Origin of the sequence: Enterococcus sp. DIV1090 (assembly GCF_050537975.1) — a bacterium.
GTDB lineage: Bacteria > Bacillota > Bacilli > Lactobacillales > Enterococcaceae > Enterococcus > Enterococcus faecalis.
Genome location: NZ_CP172917.1, coordinates 99,515 through 120,181, shown reverse-complemented (window position 1 = coordinate 120,181; position 20,667 = coordinate 99,515). Strand labels below are relative to the sequence as shown.

General features: G+C 38.9%; 19 protein-coding genes. 5 read left to right on the top strand and 14 right to left on the bottom strand.

The genetic code is table 11. The annotated features are described in order from the left end of the window. Positions 1-17: 17 nt before the first annotated feature. The 3 genes from IGL48_RS00510 to IGL48_RS00500 all read right to left on the bottom strand — a co-directional run bounded on the left by IGL48_RS00510 (position 18) and on the right by IGL48_RS00500 (position 5,304). Complete coding sequence (locus IGL48_RS00510) at positions 18-1,286, bottom strand: RidA family protein (protein ID WP_010824346.1); 1,269 nt, start codon at positions 1,284-1,286, stop codon at positions 18-20. Positions 1,287-1,570: 284 nt separating this feature from the next. Next, positions 1,571-4,078: an EndoS/ChiA family endoglycosidase gene (locus IGL48_RS00505; RefSeq protein WP_016615809.1), complete on the bottom strand. Its 2,508-nt coding sequence runs from the start codon at positions 4,076-4,078 to the stop codon at positions 1,571-1,573. 209 nt (positions 4,079-4,287) lie between these two features. Then, on the bottom strand, positions 4,288-5,304 hold the full coding sequence (locus IGL48_RS00500; protein WP_002391757.1) for an NADP-dependent oxidoreductase: 1,017 nt from the start codon (positions 5,302-5,304) through the stop codon (positions 4,288-4,290). A gap of 179 nt (positions 5,305-5,483) precedes the next feature. Here IGL48_RS00500 and IGL48_RS00495 point away from each other — a divergent pair, with 179 nt between their 5' ends. Both IGL48_RS00495 and IGL48_RS00490 read left to right on the top strand, forming a co-directional pair. After that, a complete protein-coding gene (locus IGL48_RS00495) occupies positions 5,484-5,819 on the top strand; it encodes an ArsR/SmtB family transcription factor (protein ID WP_002356136.1) in 336 nt (111 codons plus the stop codon). Further along, the gene (locus tag IGL48_RS00490; protein ID WP_010824344.1) at positions 5,816-6,496 is read left to right on the top strand and encodes a type 1 glutamine amidotransferase domain-containing protein; all 681 of its coding nucleotides are present in this window, start codon (positions 5,816-5,818) and stop codon (positions 6,494-6,496) included. The genes IGL48_RS00495 and IGL48_RS00490 overlap by 4 nt, the downstream gene beginning before the upstream one ends. 90 nt (positions 6,497-6,586) lie before the next feature. Here IGL48_RS00490 and IGL48_RS00485 read toward each other — a convergent pair whose 3' ends face one another. The 6 genes from IGL48_RS00485 to IGL48_RS00460 form a co-directional block, all read right to left on the bottom strand. Further along, positions 6,587-8,038 (bottom strand): YfcC family protein, encoded by a 1,452-nt coding sequence (locus IGL48_RS00485; protein ID WP_002356134.1) that lies wholly within the window; start codon positions 8,036-8,038, stop codon positions 6,587-6,589. Between the two features lie 47 nt (positions 8,039-8,085). Then, a complete protein-coding gene (locus IGL48_RS00480; protein WP_002356133.1) occupies positions 8,086-8,778 on the bottom strand; it encodes a Crp/Fnr family transcriptional regulator in 693 nt (230 codons plus the stop codon). Positions 8,779-8,802: 24 nt separating this feature from the next. Then, a complete protein-coding gene (arcC, locus tag IGL48_RS00475; protein ID WP_002356132.1) occupies positions 8,803-9,735 on the bottom strand; it encodes a carbamate kinase in 933 nt (310 codons plus the stop codon). Between the two features lie 105 nt (positions 9,736-9,840). Beyond that, positions 9,841-10,863 (bottom strand): ornithine carbamoyltransferase, encoded by a 1,023-nt coding sequence (gene argF / locus IGL48_RS00470; RefSeq protein WP_160747730.1) that lies wholly within the window; start codon positions 10,861-10,863, stop codon positions 9,841-9,843. 25 nt (positions 10,864-10,888) lie between these two features. After that, positions 10,889-12,115, bottom strand: coding sequence for an arginine deiminase (gene arcA, locus IGL48_RS00465; RefSeq protein ID WP_002356129.1), 1,227 nt, complete (start codon positions 12,113-12,115; stop codon positions 10,889-10,891). A gap of 296 nt (positions 12,116-12,411) precedes the next feature. Beyond that, positions 12,412-12,924, bottom strand: a complete 513-nt coding sequence (locus tag IGL48_RS00460) for an arginine repressor (RefSeq protein WP_002387472.1) — start codon at positions 12,922-12,924, stop codon at positions 12,412-12,414. 218 nt (positions 12,925-13,142) lie between these two features. On the opposite strand from IGL48_RS00460, the gene IGL48_RS00455 reads away from it, so the two are divergent. Further along, positions 13,143-13,622, top strand: coding sequence for an arginine repressor (locus IGL48_RS00455; protein ID WP_002356125.1), 480 nt, complete (start codon positions 13,143-13,145; stop codon positions 13,620-13,622). Positions 13,623-13,752: 130 nt separating this feature from the next. Continuing rightward, complete coding sequence (locus IGL48_RS00450) at positions 13,753-14,724, top strand: alpha/beta hydrolase (RefSeq protein ID WP_025190660.1); 972 nt, start codon at positions 13,753-13,755, stop codon at positions 14,722-14,724. 15 nt (positions 14,725-14,739) lie between these two features. Here IGL48_RS00450 and serS read toward each other — a convergent pair whose 3' ends face one another. Genes serS through IGL48_RS00430 form a run of 4 tightly spaced genes read right to left on the bottom strand, consistent with a single transcriptional unit; the run spans position 14,740 to position 18,734 of the window. After that, on the bottom strand, positions 14,740-16,011 hold the full coding sequence (serS, locus tag IGL48_RS00445) for a serine--tRNA ligase (RefSeq protein WP_002361511.1): 1,272 nt from the start codon (positions 16,009-16,011) through the stop codon (positions 14,740-14,742). Positions 16,012-16,037: 26 nt separating this feature from the next. Next, a complete protein-coding gene (gene sdaAA, locus IGL48_RS00440; RefSeq protein WP_002356122.1) occupies positions 16,038-16,931 on the bottom strand; it encodes an L-serine ammonia-lyase, iron-sulfur-dependent, subunit alpha in 894 nt (297 codons plus the stop codon). A gap of 14 nt (positions 16,932-16,945) precedes the next feature. Continuing rightward, a complete protein-coding gene (sdaAB, locus tag IGL48_RS00435) occupies positions 16,946-17,641 on the bottom strand; it encodes an L-serine ammonia-lyase, iron-sulfur-dependent subunit beta (RefSeq protein ID WP_016616693.1) in 696 nt (231 codons plus the stop codon). Continuing rightward, the gene (locus tag IGL48_RS00430) at positions 17,628-18,734 is read right to left on the bottom strand and encodes a PTS sugar transporter subunit IIC (RefSeq protein ID WP_010824341.1); all 1,107 of its coding nucleotides are present in this window, start codon (positions 18,732-18,734) and stop codon (positions 17,628-17,630) included. The genes sdaAB and IGL48_RS00430 overlap by 14 nt, the downstream gene beginning before the upstream one ends. A gap of 316 nt (positions 18,735-19,050) precedes the next feature. Between IGL48_RS00430 and IGL48_RS00425 the strand changes: the two genes are divergently transcribed. Further along, positions 19,051-19,671: a helix-turn-helix transcriptional regulator gene (locus IGL48_RS00425; protein ID WP_002383467.1), complete on the top strand. Its 621-nt coding sequence runs from the start codon at positions 19,051-19,053 to the stop codon at positions 19,669-19,671. A 58-nt stretch (positions 19,672-19,729) separates the two neighbouring features. Here the strand turns inward: IGL48_RS00425 and IGL48_RS00420 are convergent, their stop codons facing one another. Further along, positions 19,730-20,515 carry a lipoprotein gene (locus tag IGL48_RS00420; RefSeq protein WP_010824340.1) on the bottom strand — a complete coding sequence of 262 codons (786 nt, stop codon included), beginning with the start codon at positions 20,513-20,515 and terminating at the stop codon, positions 19,730-19,732. Positions 20,516-20,667: the final 152 nt, after the last annotated feature.

Here is a 20,667-nt window from a genome sequence, read left to right as displayed (position 1 = left end):
TTTGTTTCTTCTACTGTTTAACCAATTGGTGGCGTACCTTCTGCGTTCCCAGCAATCGCTTCGATTTGAATCTGAGCACCTTTTGGTAAATCCGTCACACCAATCACTCTTCTGGCAGGCGTGCCTTCAGGGAAGTACGTTTGGTAGACGTCATCTACTACCGCCAGCTCTTCAATCTCTTTCACAAAAATATTCACTTTCACCAGATCAGCTAAGCTGTGATCCACACTTTCAATAATCGCTTTGATGTTTTCTAAACATTGCGTCGTTTGTTCCTTGATTCCGCCAGCGACTAACGCATTTGTTTTAGGGTCCAATGGTAGCTGAGCTGATAGATGGTTGTAATGAGAAAAAGCAACAGTTTGTGTCGAAAATGGACACTTCGGTGCGTGATCTGTATTATTTGCTTCAATAATTAATCCATGTCGATCTTCAATCGCTTGTGGTGGCGTACCATCCCCATGAGAAACCACCGCTTCTACTTGAACCGCCGCGCCCATTGGTAAATCAGCAACAGCAATCACTGTTCGTGCTGGCATGTAATTGACCGTACGCGCAATTCCTGAATCTGGGAAAAAAGCGGCATATACTTGATTGACAGCTTCCAGCTTAGATAAATCTTTTAAATAAATGTTGACCTTCACAATATCATCAAAAGGCACATCAATACTGGTTAAAATGGCTTTTATGTTTTTCAAACATTGTTTTGTTTGCGTTTTAACACAGCCAGCCACAACTCTGCCCGTTTGAGGATCTATAGGCAATTGTGCAGACAGATTGTTATAATGAGAAAACGCGACCGTTTGACTGGCTAGAGCATCAATTGGTGCCTGAACAGTCTGATTTGTTAATTTAATTAAATCCCCAGCTTGAGGTGCATTAGGGATAGTTCCTTCCCCATTTGAAACAAGTGCCTCCATTTGAACGGAAGCGCCTAACGGCAAATCTGTGACGGCGACCACTGTTTTAGCTGGATAATAATGGGTAAAAAAGGCCGCATAGACCTCCTCAACTGCGGCAGCATCCCGCATATCTTTGACAAAAATGGTCATTCTGACAATGTCACTCATCACATGGTTGATACTTTCAACAACCGCTTGGATATTTTTCAAACATTGTGTCGCTTGGGCCCGAATGCCACCTTCTACCAATTGTCCAGAGGTTGGCTCAATAGGTAACTGTGCCGACAAATGATTATAGTGGGAAAATGCGACTGTTTGGGCTGCGAGAGGATGCTTTGGTGCACGCTCTGTATTTCTTGCTAAGACGATATTTTCATTACTCATAACTCTACTCCCTTTTTTAGCATTCCAACAAAAATGATTACGCTTACATTTCCGAGCATTAAACTTCCAACAAGATCCTTTTTATTTTCCTGCTTTTCTATTAATGGTGATAGCTTTCCACCACCACTTCTTTCAGTCTACAATAAGAACAGGAACATTTCAATAAGGCATTCCTAAATTGATTGTTGGCCCTCAAACAAATCTTCTTCCGTTAAAGAAGACTGGCACGAATCAAGCTTGATTCGTGCCAGTCTTTATAGATAACTCATTAGCTTTAACTAGTTTTATTTAACCACCATATACTCACGATAATTTTCCGAGAACGTATCCATTAGCGTATAAATTCGTTCAAAATCATAGTCACGACGAGGGTCATCATACCAAACACATTGAATACTTCCAATAATTGGAAGATTCGGGCTACCTGCTGGCACATCTGTAAATGCTTTTTTCGACATATTTGCTAAAGCATCATCATATTGATAAATGCCAGAATCAACATTGCCAGCTACCCAATACCACGCATCATTGGTATTAAAAATTTTGTGTCCTTTTTGAACAAAGTACTCAGGTTTGGCTACGTCATATCCGCTCCAACCGGCTGTCCAATAAGAAATAATAATCTCTGGGTCAAATGTACCGAAAGAATCGTCGCTGTTGTAATAAATGCCATCATTGAAGCTCATTGGCTGCATGCCCGCATCTTTAATTATTTTAGCTAAATCATTCGCATAAGCGACAAAATCTTTGTAGCGCCCAGAAGATTGCAGTTTTGCCCAACCGCCTGTGTCGACATCATTTGCATACTCATCGCCACCAAAATTGAAAATTTCACTATGCGCGGAAAAATAAGCCACGTACTTACTGATAATCGCCTTTGTGAAATTCACTGCCTTTTGGTTCCCTAAATCTACTGTTCGTTTTGAGCCATCAAAAGCGGGATTTTTAATCGCTAGTTTTTCCATGGCCACTAACAAGGCATCCATATGTCCTGGACTGTTAATCACGGGAATGATGTTGATGTTGCGCGCTTTCGCAAAATCCAACAACCGATCCATTTCTTTTTGTGTTAACGCGTTGCCATTAGGATCATTGTAATATGCGTTGTTGCCTCGTTGGATTGCTTTTGAAACCCGGTTGTGGTTGTATTTTTTACCATTCACATTGACCGACATATCATCCAAGATAAACCGTAAGCCATCATTTCCTAAAATTAATTGGACATCTGTGTACCCATTTTGACTGGCTTTGGCCACTAATTCTTCCAGTTGCTCCACGGAAAAATATTTTCTTCCTGCATCAATGGAAAAGACACTTTTTAAAGGTTGTGTTTGTTTCTCTTTTAAATTATCCAAAGCTGTTTGGACCTCCGTTTGCCAAGTAGTCACTTGCGCGGCTGTATACGTTTTTCCCGCAAGTTCTGTTGCGACTGTCTCTTTTGTTGTTTGTAGTGCTTGAATCGTTTCTGGTGTATAGCTTTCTGCCTTTTCAATGGCTGCAACTGCTTGATCCAACGCACGATATAAAGTGGTTAAGTCAATGGCTAACAGGCCTTTTTCTAACTCAGCATCATAGGTATTTGAAAGCCCTTGGCCATAATCGCCACCTAAAATAGCTTTATTCACATCATAAAGCGTCGTTGCTTGTGTCACTGCTTCTGCGGCTTTATTTTGTGCTTCAAGGTCTGTGTTGGCGTAGCTAATTCGTTTTAAATAGTGTTGCGCAGCCGCTTGCATTTCTCCAAGAGAAACGCCTTTACTCTCTGCAATGGCCGTTTTTGTCCAAAGTAAATTGGAAGGTTTTATCTGATTTAAATCGTCTTCATTATAGGTGCGACCATCGCGATCTAAGGCATAGAGGAACATGCCCCCTAAATTATTTTCATAAGAATAACGAGCTACTTTATACATGTTACTTTCCATATACGGCTCTTTTGTGTCATACCAGCGGTTGCGATCTTGCTCTTCTGGGAAAGTTAATCCTGGAACAAATCGTTCCCCATTGAGAACCGGACTTAAATTATTTAATGCTCGTTGCGTGCGTTGGTCATCGCTACCATACTGTTGATACGCGAGAAAATCGAAACAGTCACTGACATCTTGTAAAGGTGGTAAATATTCTGCATTGGTATCATACAAAAATGGACGATCCGTTCCCGACTTCGGTCCAATGTATTTTGATAATGCACGAATGACCCCATTAGATAAAACAATATCTTTTTCACTTGGACGAGTTTCCATGTCAATATCTAACCCATCAATTCCTAAATCATCGACAAATTTGGTTAACAACTCTTTCGCATAAGCATCAAATTCTGCTTCTGTAGGCGTTGTTCCTGCATAAGGAACTTTTAATAGCTCGCTGTAATCAATCCCTCGAACTAAACGAACACCTCGTGCATGCAGTGCTGGCGCATACTCATTTTTTAACGTATCATAAAATGGCTGTGCAAGTGCTTCTTGTCCTTTTGGCACATAACTAAAGACATTCACAATGTCAATACCATAAGGAATATCGTGCATCGTTAGCCAATTTTCATCTGGCAATGTTGTATTAACTCCTTGCATCGTTTTGTCACGCCAAGCCCGATAATAAACCATAAAATGTTTCTCTTGGGTCGGCTCATTGGCTTGGCTGATCATTGGTTGATGAAACAGACTAAATAAGATAAACGCCAAGCCAACCAATAACGAAAGACCCAGCCAACTGACAATTGTTTCTCTGTTTTCTCCTTTTCTTGTCGATAAATTGTTCCCCACTTTGAACACCATTCCTTTCTGCACTCCGTTCATTTTTGTGTATCTACCTAAAAAGAAAGCGCATACACAACCATCAATAGAATAACAAAAAATAACGAATTTGCAAAATAGAAACTGGAAAAATGAGGATTTTCTATAAAAATCTTTTCCCGCCTAAAATCACTTTCGTTAGGCGGCGTTTAAATGTAAACTTTGAGACTTGCAAGAAAAATGGGCCTATTTTTCTTGCAAGTTTCCTTTACTTAGTCGTGATTAACATCGGCGATTTTCACAACAATTTTCCCTTGTGCTCGTCCTGTCAGTGAATAATCCACCGCTTCTTGAATTTGGCTAAAAGGAACGACTCGGTCAATTATCGGCTGTAATTTTCCCTGTTCAATGAACTCAGTGAGTAAAGCTAATTGCTCGCCATCTGGACGCATAAACAAAAAATGATAACTAACATCTGTGGCTTGCTCCAATCGATGAATCTTGCGAGTAGCTATTTTAAAGGCCCATTGTTTCCAAAGCGGCAAGCCATACTCTTTAGCAAAACGTTCGTTGGGAATGCCTGACAATGTAACGACTTTTCCCTGAGGTTTAACCACTGAGAAAGCTTTTTCTAAGATTGTCCCCCCCATTGTATCAAACACATAATCGTAGTCGGATAAAACTTCTTCAAAATTTTGTGTCCGATAGTCAATCACTTCATCTGCTCCCAACGCTTGAACCCATTCTTTATTTCTACTACTCGTGGTGGTGGCAACGTAAGCGCCCGCTAGTTTTGCTAATTGAATCGCAATGGTTCCAATCCCTCCTGAACCTGCTTGAATCAGGACTTTCTGGCCTGGCTGCACATTCATAATATCATGTAGCGCTTGATAACTTGTCAAACCGACTAACGGAATGGCCGCAGCTTCTTCAAACGTTAAATTTTTCGGCTTCATAGCTACAGCCGCTTGATCCACTGCAATATATTCAGCAAAAGTTCCCACGCGATTTTTGGGTACTCGCCCGTAAACTGCATCGCCCAGCCTAAAATTTTGAACTTTTTTTCCAACAGAGACAACAATCCCAGCAAAATCACTGCCTAAAATCAGTGGCATTTGATAATTTAAAAGCATCTTTACTTTGCCATCTTTTGTTTTTAAATCAATCGGGTTGATACTGGCAGCGATAATTTTGACCAAAACATCGTTGTCATGAATGGTGGGTAAGGGCACCTCCTCGATTGCTAATTCTTTTTGTCCGTATTTATGAATTAAAGCGGCTTTCATCATTGAATCTTTCCTCTCTTTCTATCCCTTCTATCGGTTTAAAAGTTTAAACCTTTAATCAATTAGTATCTTAACGAAGAATGGGATCCACGTCAAGTTTCAGCCCTCAGCGTATTTTATTGACAAAAAACACGAAAAATGGTTTAATCGTTTAAAAATACGAACCAAAGAGGCGAAAGAATATGAAAGAATTAGAAGAAATTCAAACAGAATTTACTGCGCTTAGTGATTTTTTAATCGCATTGGGTGATGAAAAACGCCAAGCAATTATTATTGCACTGTTAGAAGACCAGGCCTGTGTTGGCCGTCGTGTCACTGAGTTAACAGAGGCGACACAGCTCTCACGACCCGCTGTTTCTCACCACTTAAAAATTTTGAAACAAGCCAAATTAATTGATTGTCGCAGTGAAGGAACTAAAAATTATTACTCACTTTCTCACGATACCACCAAAATTGAGCAACTCCAACAACTATTGACCCACATTACGTCGATTATGCCAGGGAGGAAGCAAGCATGAAAAAAATTCTCGTGGTCCTCACAAACATCTCCCGTTATCACGGCACCGAAGAACCAACGGGCCTCTGGCTAGGTGAAGCCACGGAGTTCGTGGAAGAAGTAACCAAAGCAGGATTTTCAGTTGACTATGTTAGTCCCCAAGGAGGCTATGTCCCTTTGGATCCCCGGAGTATGAAATATGTAGATTCCTCCATTATGGCAGTTTATGAAAGTGCTGATTTTCAAGAACGAGCGCTAGCACATTCCCTCTCTCTTGAAGAAATTGAGCCAGATGAATACGCAGCAATTTACTTTACAGGAGGCCATGGCGTTATGTGGGACTTTCCTGATAATCCTCAGTTGCAAGCAATCACTCGTAGCCTTTACGAACAGGGCAAGTACCTAACTTCTGTTTGTCACGGAATTGCTGGCCTTTTAAATGTCAAAGATGCGTCAGGAAATTATTTGATTGCAGATAAAACCATTACTGGCTTCACTACTGCAGAAGAAATTTTAGCCATGAAAAAAGCAGTTGTTCCTTTCTTAAACGAAACAATTGCCAAAGAACATGGTGCTACTTTTGCGAAAAAGCGTCCCTATAAAGAATTTGCGTATCAAGATGGCCGTATAATCACTGGGCAAAATCCTTTTTCTGTCCGCGCTGTCGCAAGATTGTTAATTCAACAACTATCAAAATGAAACAACAGCGACTACTTTTAGGTAGTCGCTGTTGTTTCATTGCTTCTTCTTTTTTCCGAAAGCCGAAGCCCTAACATAAAAAATTTTTGATTAGCTAAAGAGTAACATCGCGCCAATTAAGATAATTAGGTTAATTAAGCCTAAGACAATCATTGGTTTGGCCATGAATTTTGTCCAAGTGGCATATTGAACTTTGGAAATTTCCAAACCACCCATTACAACACCAGATGTTGGCGTGATCAAATTAATCAAGCCACAACCTGAAGCAAAAATCATAACCATCACTTCTGGACTTAAACCAATGTTTTTAGCTAACGCACCCATTACAGGAATAGAAACGTACGCTAAACCAGAAGTTGAAGGAATTAGGAAAGATAAACCTAAGTATAAAACAAAGGCACCGATGACAAATAAGACTGGGGAGAGTCCTTGTAATAAGCCTGCCGCTTTATCAAGGATAAATGAATCTAAATACGTTTTAGACATCAAAACAGATGCCCCGCGAGCAACTACGATAATTAAAACAACGGATAACATATCTTTGGCACCATCGATAAATGCTTCAATGGTTTCTTTTTCAGTAAAGCGACCAATCAAGGCAGCAATGATCCCTAAAAGGAAGAACCACATCGCTAAGTCGCCAAAGTACCAGTCACCGAAACTGTTGCCTGTTAAAACAGACGTCCAGCCTTTGAAAATCGTCACTCCAAAGTCGTTCCATGGAATTAAGGAAACAATCATAATGACAAAACAGAAAGCGAATACCATTAAGATTTTTTTATGACGATTCGTAAATGGCATTTCTTTCGACGCTGCTTGTCCATACGTTTTTTCCATATCCTCTTGTTCTTGTAAAGATAAAATTGTTGAACCTTTGTCAGCCTTCACTTTTTTCGCATAACGCATCACAATGAAAATAGAATAGCTGGTAGAGGCCGCCCACAAAATAGCACCGACAATTAAAATAATTCCTGTATTCGGCTGAATGCCAATACCTCGTAACGCATCCATCGCTACCCCTGTGGAGAAAGGGTTAACCGTTGAACCGATAACACCTGATCCTGCACCCAATAGCACAGTACCCACTGCGACAAACGTATCAAAACCAGCGGCGACCATGGTGGCACTCAATAAACCATAAAAAGGAATTGTTTCTTCTGCCATTCCATAAGTCGACCCACCAATAGAAAATAAAATCATTAAAATCGGAATGATTTTCAATTCGTTCCCTTTTAACTTTTTAACGACTGATTGAATCCCTGCTTCAAGAGCCCCAGTTTGTGTCACAATATTTAAAAAGCCACCGAGTACTAAAATAAAAATATTAATTTCAATGGCATCTTTAAACCCATTGAATGGAGCCATGATAATATCCGATAATTTGGCCCCTACCACGTGGTCAACCATTTTGCCATCAATTTCTCTTGGGGTAAATGGCTGCCCATTTAGCAAGACCGTTACGATACCTAAAACAATTAAAATAATAAATAAAATACTAAAAGACGAAAGCTGTTTTTTGTTTTTCTTCTTTTTTTCTGCCATATCCTTTTATACAGGAACCTACTTTCCTGTATCTCCCTTCTCTATGATTAATTACTCAATCGATCAATAAAGAATGGCGTATCTAGAAAAGTTAAGAATTTATGACTGTAGCTAATACGGTTCATTTGGACTAATTTTTTCATAACACTGCTTGCTGTTTCCCGCGTGGTTCCACTCATCCGTGCAATGTCATTAATGGTAATTGGACAAGTAATTGCAACGCGTTCTCTGTTGTCAATTCGTTCTCCTAAATCATTTAATAACATCGCTAGTGATGTCACAATCCGTTCACATGCATCATTGGTTGTTCCTTTTTGGATTTTGATCATGCTTTCTTTTAAAAGGACCGATTGTTCTTGAATCCAATGAATCAATTGCTGGGGATTATTTTGGAGAAAACGCTCAAACAGTTTAACTGGCACAAACACAACCTCAATATCCGTATAGGCAATCGCGGAGTCGTAATGAACCTCATCTTGAAACAGTCCGATTCTCGGAAAAAGAGCCTGCTTTTTCATAAAATGCAGATAGGAAAAATTACCACTGCGATCATTTTTTTCAATTTTAATGACACCTGAAACCAGTAAAATCAAATGATTTCTCGGATCACCTGGATAAAAAAGGACTTGGCCTTTTTTATAGGAGCGAACGAAACTCTCGTTGCGCAATTCTGTTAGTTCTGATTCAGAAAAGTATTGAAAATCTTGATTATTTTTAGTGATTATTTTCTCTATCATCATCTTAATTCTCCTAAATACTATACTTTATTTTGTCACAACCGTTCCTACGATTTCATCGCCGCTCATACTTCCTAAGTTTTCCAAAGAAGTGATAATTGCTTGTTTATTGGGTTGGCTTTCTACAAACTGAATGGCGGCTTCAATTTTCGGTAACATACTACCTGGTGCAAAATGACCCGCTTGTTTGTATTCTTCCAACTCTGCTACAGTGACATTGGTTAATTGTTTTTCATCTGGTTTGCCATAATTAATGCACACATAATCCACGCCAGTTAAAATAACTAGTGCATCCGCATCTACTAATTCTGCTAGTTTTTCAGAAGCAAAATCTTTATCGATTACTGCTTCGACACCTTTTAATTCTTGTCCTACGACAGGGATGCCACCACCACCACATGAAATGGTAATTATATCATTTTTTATTAAGGTATTAATAGTCTCAGCCTCGTGGATGTCAATTGGCTTAGGACTTGGAACGACTTTGCGCCAGCCACGTCCTGCATCTTCTTTAAAAATAGCACCTGCTTGCATTGCTTCTTTGGCTTCAGCTTCTGTTAAAAATGGACCGATCGGTTTTGTTGGATTTTTGAATGCCTCATCTGCTGGATCTACGACCACCTGTGTTAAAACAGTAGCCACTTGTTTCTTGATTCCTGCTTTGTTTAATTCTTGATTAAGCGCATTGGACAACCAGTAGCCGATACTTCCTTGTGTCATAGCAACACACGTATCTAGAGGCATTGCTGGATTTTTTTCAGAATCAGCTGCTTGTTGTTGCAATAATAGATTACCAACTTGTGGACCATTGCCATGTGAAACAATCAACCGATGCCCTTGTTTAATTAAATGAACTAAATAGGCAGATGTTTGAACTAATGCTTGCTGTTGTGCGTGTGCGCTAGCATCATTTGAAAGGATGGCATTTCCGCCTAGTGCAACGACCATTTTTTTCCCCATTACAAATCCTTCTTTCCTATCATAATAAAGAATAGGCCGCCCTTCAAAAGAAACTCTTAAAGGGCGAAACAACTATTCTTTTTTCAATGTTTTTTCAGTTGCTTCCTACACACGAGGAATGAATAAGTTGCCTAAAGTAGCTGCCATGATTGCTTTAATAGAATGCATTCTGTTTTCTGCTTCTTCAAATTGACGACCATATTTACTACGGAAGACTTCATCCGTGATTTCCATTTCAGTAATGCCGAATTTTTCAGCAACCATTTCTCCGTATTGTGTTTTCGTATCATGAAAGGCTGGCAAACAGTGTAATACGATTAAATCGCCATCCATGTTTTCGGTTTTTTCTAACATAGCCATATTAATTTGATAAGGTTTCAACAGATTGACACGTTCTTCAAATTTATCTTCTTCACCCATGGACACCCAAACGTCTGTATATAACACGTTGGCTCCTTTAACACCTTTAGCAACGTCGTCTGTAATCATTAATTCTGCACCAGATTCTTTCGCAAATTCTTTTGCATAATTAACGACTTCATCAGAAGGGAACAATTCTTTTGGTGCACAAATGCGAACATTTACGCCTAAAATAGCACCTGTCACTAACAAGCTGTTTGCCATGTTGTTACGGCCATCGCCGACATATACTAAAGTGATTCCTTCTAAACGACCAAAGTTTTCTTTCACTGTCATAAAGTCCGCAATCATTTGTGTTGGATGCCATTGATCCGTTAAACCATTCCAAACAGGAACACCAGAATATTTCGCTAAATCTTCCACTACTTCTTGACTAAACCCACGGAACTCAATCCCGTCAAACATACTACCTAAAACAATCGCTGTATCTTCAACAGATTCTTTTTTACCTAATTGAATATCGTTGGCGCCTAAATACTCAGGATGTGCCCCTAAATCAATCGCTGCTGTAGTAAATGCAGAGCGTGTCCGTGTCGAAGTTTTTTCAAATAAAAGAGCGATATTTTTTCCTTCTAAATAGTGATGTGGAATCCCTTTTTTCTTCAATTCTTTTAAGTGAATACTGAAGTCTACCAAATACTCTAATTCTGCTCTTGTAAAATCTTTTTCTGCTAATAAACTACGTCCTTGAAATACTGAATTCATGATGATTCCTCCTATTTTTGGGTGTTTTTTAAAGATCTTCACGGTAAAGTGGCATACTCATACAACGAGGGCCACCACGGCCACGTACTAGTTCACTTCCTGGAATGTAATTCAATTTCACGCCTGCTTCTTCTAGCGCTTTATTCGTAATCGTATTCCGATCGTAAACAACAACTTCCCCAGGGGCAATTGCTAATGTATTTGAACCGTCGTTCCATTGTTCCCGGGCTGCTGCGGTTAAATTTCCAGCGCCGCAACGGATTAATTGAACATTGTCTAAATGCAAGTATTTGCATAAAATGTTATCTAATGTATCTTTTTCTTTTGTAATTTGGATGTCTCCATCTGCTTTTTCAGTGATCGAGTAAACAACCAAGCCGCCTTCGATTTCTGGATGAATCGTAAATTTATCATAGTCAATCATGGTAAAAACGGTATCTAAATGCATGAATTTACGATGTTCACCGATATCAAAAGCCAAGATATTTTTGAATCCTAATTTTTGTTCAAAAATATTTCTCGCAATTTTTTCAATTGACGCGGCGTCCGTTCTTTGAGAAATCCCAATGGCCACCACTTCTTTTGAAAGAATTAATTCATCGCCACCTTCAATTCTGGTTGATTCTGAACGATCATAGACTCTAGGAACCTCTTTTCCAGCAAAACGAGGATGATAATCAAAAATGTATTGCCCAAAAATGGTTTCCCGTTGTCGAGTTACTGAATACATATGATTTAAAGAAATCCCGTGGCCCATTGTCGCAAAGTTATCACGTGTGAAGTATAAGTTAGGCATTGGATCAATAATGAATGGATAATCCGCTTCAACCATATCTGTTAAAAATTCTTGCTCATATTTAGGTAATTCTTGTTTTTGAATGCCAGCAATCGCTTTTTGAATCAGTTCTTCGTTGTCGTCAATTTCTAACATTAACTCTCTAACTTTTTCTTTTGCTGATTCGCTGCGAATATTGGCTTCTTCTAAGAATTGGTCAATAAATTGTCGGCGGACCTCTTCATTAATCAACGCTTCAGCAGCTAAGTCCTCTAAATAGACCACTTCGATATCTTTTGATCGTAACAACTCTGCAAATGCATCATGTTCTGCTTGTGCTTTTTCTAAAAACGGAATATCATCAAACAACAGTCTCTCCAGATAATCTGGCATTAAATTTTCTAATTCCTTACCTGGACGATGTAACATCACTGTTTTCAATTTTCCGATTTCAGAAAATACATTAATTGGATGACTCATGTGAAATAACCTCCTCAACTTAATTACAAACACAGAATAACAGACCTGATTAACCTAGGACGTGAGCCATTTGCCAAACAAAATACCAAATATACAACGGTATTCTTTCTTATGCATATTTCTAGCCTAAAAGAATGCGCTTTCATAGATATTCTAAAAAAATAATGCATAATTAAATAAAAAAAAATGCATTTATTCAAAAAAAATTATTTCTCCATGCATTTCATAAAGTTATAATCTTATAGAGGTAAAAGGAAGGGAACCAGAAGTCAAAACGACTTCTAGCTCCCTTCCTTTTATGCGTTACTTTTTGACAAAGGTGTTGGCTGAATAAATTGTTGAAAATACTGCTCTAGTTCTTGTGCTTTTTCCTCGGATGATGAAACAATAATAACAGTGTCGAAGCCAGCGACAGAACATTTCTTTTCACACAAAGACACTTCATCAAGTACAGCTGAAAACAATGTTGCGTTGTCTGGTAATGTATGAACCACTAGTAAAAAGGCGACACGTTCAACTTTGGTCACTACCTCACGAATTGCTTGTATCAACTGTTCTTTTTTTCGTTCTTCTAAAGAAGTGAATTGTTCAAAAATCGTTAACCGCATCTCGCCAGACTCATCTAATGCTTTGACGACTTTTAATTCCCATAAATCCCGTGAAATCGTTGCTTGTGCGACATTTATCTCGCGCTTTTTTAATTCTCTTAACAACTCATTTTGACTATGAATTACAGTTGTTTGAATGATTTCTTTAATCAAACTTTGGCGTGTTTGCTTATTCACAAATAACACCCTTCCTCCAGACATTTACAAAGCAATACTAGCAGAATCTCTCTTATTAGAATAGAAAAAGGGTCGTTTAGCTAAAAGGTTCTCATTGATTTTGTCGGATATTTCGCATTTAAAAAAGTGAGACTTGCACAATTTAGTAAAACGTTGTACAGTGATTTTAGGGAATTACTGGCACCGTTTTAAATAACAGCAATGATGTTTTTTTGCATGATTAACTGAACTGGAGGAAAGTAATGAACCGATTAAAACGCCAAACGATGATTAAGCGATTGGTCACAGAAAATGAAATCCATACACAAAGTGAATTACTAGCATTATTGGAAAAAGAAAATATTCACACCACACAAGCAACTATTTCTCGTGACATTCGTGAGCTGAATTTAAACAAAGTAGACAATGGTCAAGGAGAAGCCTATTATCGTATCTTGAATAATTCTGCCCTTCGTCCAAAATATAAAACAGATGAAGAACGTCTTGTTGACATTATTATTGAAACTGGTGTTTCTTTAACACAAATAGAGTTCACAAATCTTTTAACCGTCTTACCTGGCAACGGGCAAGCCATTGGGGTTTTAATTGATCGCATACGTATCCACAACCCTCATATCTTGGGCTGCATCGCTGGGGATGATACTATCTTAATTCTTTCAAAAAATAAAGAAGATGCCCTTGAAGTTAACAACTATTTCCAGCAGTATTTGTACCACCCATAATTCATCACTTAGTAAAATCGACTATTTTTTGACATCATTGCTATTTTTATTAAAGATAAATAAAAAAAGGCGTCTCAGTGAAAGCTGAGGCGTTTTCTCATGAGTTTTTCTTTTGAACACCGTCTTTTTTTTGTATAATAATCAAAAAGCAAAGAAAGGGTTTCTTATGACTGAACAATTCATACTCATTTCAAACGATCAACAAACTCAGCTCAATGTACGTCATTGGCCCTGTCCTTCACCCAAAGCCGTAGTTCAATTGATTCACGGCATGGCAGAGCATATCCAACGTTATGATGAATTTGCTCGTTTTTTAAATCAATTAGGGTTTGCCGTAATTGGGCATGATCATCTAGGTCATGGCGAATCTGTACAACCAAGCGCACCGATCTATGGTTTTTTTGGAGAACAAGGGCCTGAAAATGTCGTTACAGATATTCATCAAGTGAAACAATGGGCTGTGAATCGCTATCCACAATTGCCCTATTTTATGATGGGTCACAGCATGGGGTCTTTCGCCTTGCGCAACTATCTGCAAGACTATCCTGTGACTGTGCAAGGAGTCATTTTCATGGGCACTGGAACAAGTCCGTTACCTTTAACCGCAGCATTGCCTTTTATTAAAAAAATGGCCGAGAAACAGCCGAAAAAACCAGCTCCGTTCATTGATAAGCTGGCTTTTGGTTCTTTTAGTAAAAAATTTCCTGAAGCAGGTTCCTTTAATTGGCTTTCTAAAAATCAAGCCAATGTGGCTGACTATGAAAATGACCCATTAATGGGCTTCGTATTTACCAACAATGGTTTTGCTACCCTTTTTTCACTTGTTAAACGAGCCAATCAAAAGAATTGGTACCAAGCGATCCCAAAAGAATTGCCTATTTTGATCATTAGTGGCGCTGAAGACCCAGTTGGTGATTTCAGCAAGGGGCCAGCGAAAATTCAAAAGCAATTAAAGCATGCAGGTTTTCAGCACGTGACGTTACGACTATTTCCCACATTGCGTCATGAAATTTTATTAGAAACGGAAAAAGCTACAGTTTTTCAAGAAATTGGGCATTGGTTAACGGATTTAACGAATAAAAAAAGAAGGTTGATGTTGTGACATCAACCTTCTTTTTTAATCTATTTTCGTTAAACCGCCCATATAAGGACGTAGAACTTCTGGAATCGTTACGGTGCCATCTTCATTTTGATAATTTTCCAAAATGGCAGCCACTGTTCGACCAACAGCAAGTCCTGACCCATTAAGAGTGTGGGCATATTGAACATGACCCGTTTTATCACGATAACGAATCAACGCCCGACGTGCTTGGAAGTCTTCACAGTTTGAACAAGAACTAATTTCTCGATACGTTTTCTGTGCCGGAATCCAAACTTCTAAATCATAGGTTTTCGCTGCCGAGAAGCCCATGTCACCTGTCGAAAGAGTAATCACTCGATAAGGGAGGCCCAATTTTTCTAAAATGTCTCCAGCATTGTTGGTCATTTTTTCTAATTCTTCATAGGAGTGTTCTGCATCACTAAATTTAACCATTTCTACTTTATGGAACTGGTGTAAACGAATTAATCCTCGGGTATCACGACCTGCACTACCCGCTTCCGAGCGAAAAGAAGGACTTAAAGCAGTGAAATAAATCGGTAACTCTTGCGCCTCTAAAATTTCATTATTATAGTAGTTAGTTAACGGGACTTCCGCTGTGGGGATCAGCGTCAAATCACTTTCTGCAACTTGGAAGACATCTTCTTTGAACTTAGGAAACTGACCGGTGCCAAACATTGCTTTGCTATTGACCAAATAAGGAGGAATCACCTCGGTATAACCATGTTCATTAACATGTTGATCTAACATAAAATTATAGACCGCTCGTTCTAAACGAGCCCCTAAGCCTTTGTAATAAAGAAAACGGCTACCAGATACTTTCGCGCCTCTTTCAAAATCTAAAATTCCTAAGGCTTCACCGATTTCCCAATGTGGTTTCGGTTCAAATGAAAAAGTTTTCGGCGTACTCCACCGCCGAACTTCTACGTTGGCGGCTTCGTCTGCGCCAACAGGCACGCTCTCATGAGGTAAGTTAGGCAGACGTTCTGCAATTGCTGTGCATTGTTCTTGCAAATGAACAACTTCTTGGTCTAAAACTTTAATTTGCTCGCTAACTTCTTGCATATTTAGCAACTGTTGTGAAGCATCTTTTTGTGCACGCTTTAATTGTGCAATTTCTCCTGATACCTGATTACGGTGTTTTTTCAGTTCTTCAACTTTAACAAGTAACGCTCTCCGTTCTTCATCTAAAGCCAAAAAGCGTAATAAAACTTCCTCGTCCACACCACGTGTTTTTAACTTTTTCTGTACCACTTCTACATTTTGGCGAATTTTTTTCATATCCAGCATCTTATTTCCCTCTTCATGATTAAATTTTAAACAATGGTGAATTTTACTTTTTCAAAAATTTCATTCTTCATTCGTTGGCCAGTCGCTGTGCCAGCTAAGCCACCTAAACCCGTTTCTCTCAATTCTCGTGGTAATTGACGGCCGACTTTATTCATGGCTTCCACCACTTCATCTGCTGGTATTTTATTTACAATTCCAGCTAAAGCCATATCTGCAGCGATTAACGCATTGCCTGCACCTACTGTATTTCGTTTGACACAAGGAATTTCGACTAACCCAGCCACTGGGTCACAAACTAAACCTAATAAATTCCCTAAAGCCATAGCAAAAGCTTCAGAAGATTGGCGTGGTGTTCCGCCAGCCGCTTCAACAGCTGCAGCGGCGGCCATCGCTGAAGCACTGCCTACTTCGGCTTGACATCCACCAACAGCACCAGCAATCATCGCATTGTTGGCTGTGACCATCCCAAATAAAGAACTGGTAAACAAGAAACGAATTTGTTGATCACGCGTTAAATTCAAGGTATTTTTAATCGCTGTTAAAACCCCTGGTAAGGTGCCACTTGCACCAGCGGTTGGCGTTGCGCAAACAACGCCCATTGCTGCATTGACTTCATTAGTACCTAGTGCGGCTTGAACTGCAGACATCATTAAATCACCTGATAACGTTTTGCCAGCTGCGCGGTATTTTTTTAAACGAGCCGCATCACCGCCCGTTAACCCAGTAGGAGAAAAAACGCCTGCTCCTTCTTGCGAGCGTTTGACAGCAGCATCCATGACATCCAAATTTTGACCCATCTGTGTCCAAATTTCTTCATAGCTTTTTTGGCTACGCTCCATTTCTTGCTCAATCATCAAATCAGAGATTTTTTTTCCTGTTTTTTCAGCTTTATCGATAAATTCTTCAATCGAAAGGTACATATGTCAAACTCCTATCATAATAAGATTATTTTCGATGTGTCATCTAGTGAAAACAGTTGTTCTTTCACCGAGGAAATTGGTGCCGAATCTAAGTCAAAGATGAATAAAATTTGATTCCCTTCCACATAACGAGACACCGCATTCACTTGAATATTATTTTTTTGTAACGTATCTTTAAAAGCTTGCATCGCCTGCTCGTCTTGATTAATGACTAACAAAATAGGTAAAGGACCATGTAGTTGGACATTGAAACCGTCTAATTCAATGTATTTCACCTCGATAGTACCGCCACCTACAGAAATTCCTGTTAAATGGATTTCGTGCGTTGCATCACTGAGTGTCACACATGCTGTATTAGCATGCTTCACTGGACTTTCTTCACTCATTTCTAAAAATTGAATCTCAATTCCTTGTTCTTCCGCAAGTTCAATGGATTGTGTTACGTTGGCATCATCTGCTGCTAGTCCAAGAATTCCGCCAATAATTGCAAAATCAGTCCCATGTCCTTTATGCGTGTCTGCAAAAGATTCATAGTATTTAATCACAATTTTTTCTGGCGTTCCGCCGAATAACTTTCTTGCCGCTAAGCCAATTGCTAAGGCCCCAGCTGTATGCGAACTAGAAGGACCAATCATAATAGGACCGATAATGTCAAAACAACTTTTGTAGTTCATTACTTTGTTCACTTTTTTAGGTTTATTGATGGCCATAGCTGTGTTCATACGTAACTCCTCCTTTGGTTTTTACTGCTTCTTTTTCTTTCTCACTGGTTACTTCCGTCGTTCCTTCAAATTCTGGTGTATTATCCACCGCTTCAATTCTGTAACGTTTAAAGACCAGCGCACCTAAAAATCCAAACATCAGACTGACCACTGTGATAATCGCTACTGCTAGTAAAGTCGTTTGAATGGCATTGTTACCTAATGTCACAAGTAAACCAGCCCACGGCGTTGCCATTCCTGTCACAGGTACTTTTAAGCCAAAGAAAGTCACTACAATACCACTAACCATTCCTGAAAATAAATTCGTTGCGTAAATAGGAATTGGATTGGAGCTGATGATATCGACTTGTGTTAATGGCTCAATTGCCACAGCTAACGGGGTTGAAGCTGTGCCTAGTTTTAACTTTTTAAATAGCGCCGCATTGACAATGGAACTGCCGTAACAAGTCAACGCACCGACAGCCATTGGTACACCAGTCAAACCAATCAAGGCAGTTAAAACCATTGAACTTAACGGTGTCATACCAACAATCGGGATAATAGCACCTAAAATTGCGCCCATCACATATGGATTGCCATCTACTGCACTTAAAATCGTGCCCCCAATAACTTCTAGGACACCTAATACAACGGGTTGAATAAAACCAGCAACTAACGAGGCTGCGACTGGAATGACTAAAATAACGACTAATAAGTCAATCCCTTCTGGAATACGTTTTTGCATCTGCCCAACAACAAAAGATAAAAGATATGCGGTAATAAAGGCTGGTAACAAGCTGACTTTAATCAATGACAGACCTAAAATAATTGAAAAAACTGGACTAATCCCGAAAGCGAGCGGCACAAGAGCTCCAGCTGCTAAACCACCTAGACTACCCATAGTTTCACCAATTTGCGACACATAATCTAAATGAAAAACGCCGCCTACTGCATACCGCAAAAATGCCTCTGGTAGAAAGGTGGCACAAGCTGCACCAGACAAAGCACTTAAAGATTTTTTCCCTCGCGGTGCTTTAAAAGAGAATAGGGACATGCCACATAAAACTAAGACTAACATCAAGATTCCTGATAACGTTTTCATTTCTTTGCCTCCAACTATATTTTTTTATAACGGATGGTACTCCTGAATAAAATTTTTATTGCTCAACAAGTGAAAGAATGAGCGAGCATTTCGATGAACTAAAGTACAATGAGTAACAAAAATTTCATTCCACATTCAGAGTATACGACTAAACAAAAGTTTAGTCAATGTATTTTTTTAACGTAAAGAATCTTATTGCTTTTCCATTAAAAAAGTATTACACTAAAATTAATTTCAGTGTAGGGGAGGATATCACTTGGAGTCATATTTACGTTTAAGTGAAGTAGATAAACAAATCTTACATTCACATGCCTTAATGCTTGATGGATTAGGGAACTTCTTTGGTAGTACCCATGAAGTCATTCTTCATAGTTTAGAAAATTTGGAAAGTTCAGCTATCAAAGTCATCAATGGCCATTTCAGTAACCGCAAGGAAGGTGCCCCCATTACTGATATGGCGTTAAAAATGTTAAGTCAAGTAGAGTCGGAACATGATTACGCTGTGAAACCCTACTACAATAAAAATCAAAAAGGGGTTATTTTAAAATCTTCCACCATTCCAGTTATCGGTGAAAATGATCGTATTATTGGATTGATCTGTATCAATATGCATTTAGAAATGCCATTAATTGATTACTTGCAAGACTTATTACCTTCAGGACAACAAAATGATATGTCCCAAGAGCTTAAAAATTCTGAACATTTTTCTGACAATATTGACGAATTAATCACTACTTCACTGACAAAAGTAAAACAAGCAGTAGAAAGCGATCCAAATGTATCACATTTGAATCAAAATAAAGAAATTGTTATTCGTTTATATGATCAAGGAATTTTTAATCTCAAAGATTCTGTCATAAAGATTGCCGATCGATTAGGTATTTCAAAAAATACCATCTATTTACATATCCGCAATCATAAAAAAGAAGAAGCTTAAACCATCAAAGCCACCAACGCTAACTAGCGTTGGTGGCTTTGATCATTTCTCTTCTATTTTAATTTGGTAAATCAAACAAGTAAGGTGTCCCTATTTCTCCATTTAACGTAACGTCTAAGCGATTTTTTGTGCCGGGAACTAAATTACTGGCTGTGAAATTTCCTTGGGCATCCGCAGTAAAACTTGCTAAAATCACCCGCGCATCATCTGCACGTGACACTAAAATAGTTGCATTCGGTGCTGTTTTACCAGAAATTGTCCCTTGTTTCGGATCAATCGTAATATTGCTAAAAGAAAGCGCTGCTTCTTGTCCTGAACTTGGAATATCAATTTGGACAGGTGTACTATTCCGTTGATCAACGGTTGCGATTAATTGAGTAGTCGCTCCCGCTCTGGGACTAATTACTGTAAAATTGCCATTGGCATCCGCATAAAAAACACCTGCTTGTGCAGAAGCATCACCGACTACCGTTGCTGTAATGGTTGCATTAGGTAATGTAGTACCATTAATTTCATTTCTTTCAGGATTGAAAACAACATTGGTAATTGTAATGTTTGTATCAGGTGCTTGGTTTTGAGGGACTTCATTCGTTTCATCAGTTCCTGCAGAAGGCTGCGTGGCATTTTCTGACGGATTTTCCCCTGTCACATTAGAATTTTGACCCGTGACAGACGAATGACTACTTTTCATTTCTTGTTGGCTAGAGGATTTCTGCGTGGCTTTCTTTGTTTCTTGCTTTGGCTTAGAATCATTTGTGCTTGCTGTTTTTTTGTTTCCACATCCTGCTAGACTTAAAGACAATACACTGAACGTTAACATACTGAACAAAGCAATTTTTTTCATTTTTCGTTACCTCCAGAAATCTTTTTGTAACATTAATGTAACATTTTTTTAAAAATCTAGCAATAATTTTTCAACCGTTTTCCTTTTTGTTTAAAAAGAAAAAACCTGCACAAAGGCGTTTAGCCTTTGTATAGGTTTTTATCTGCTAAATG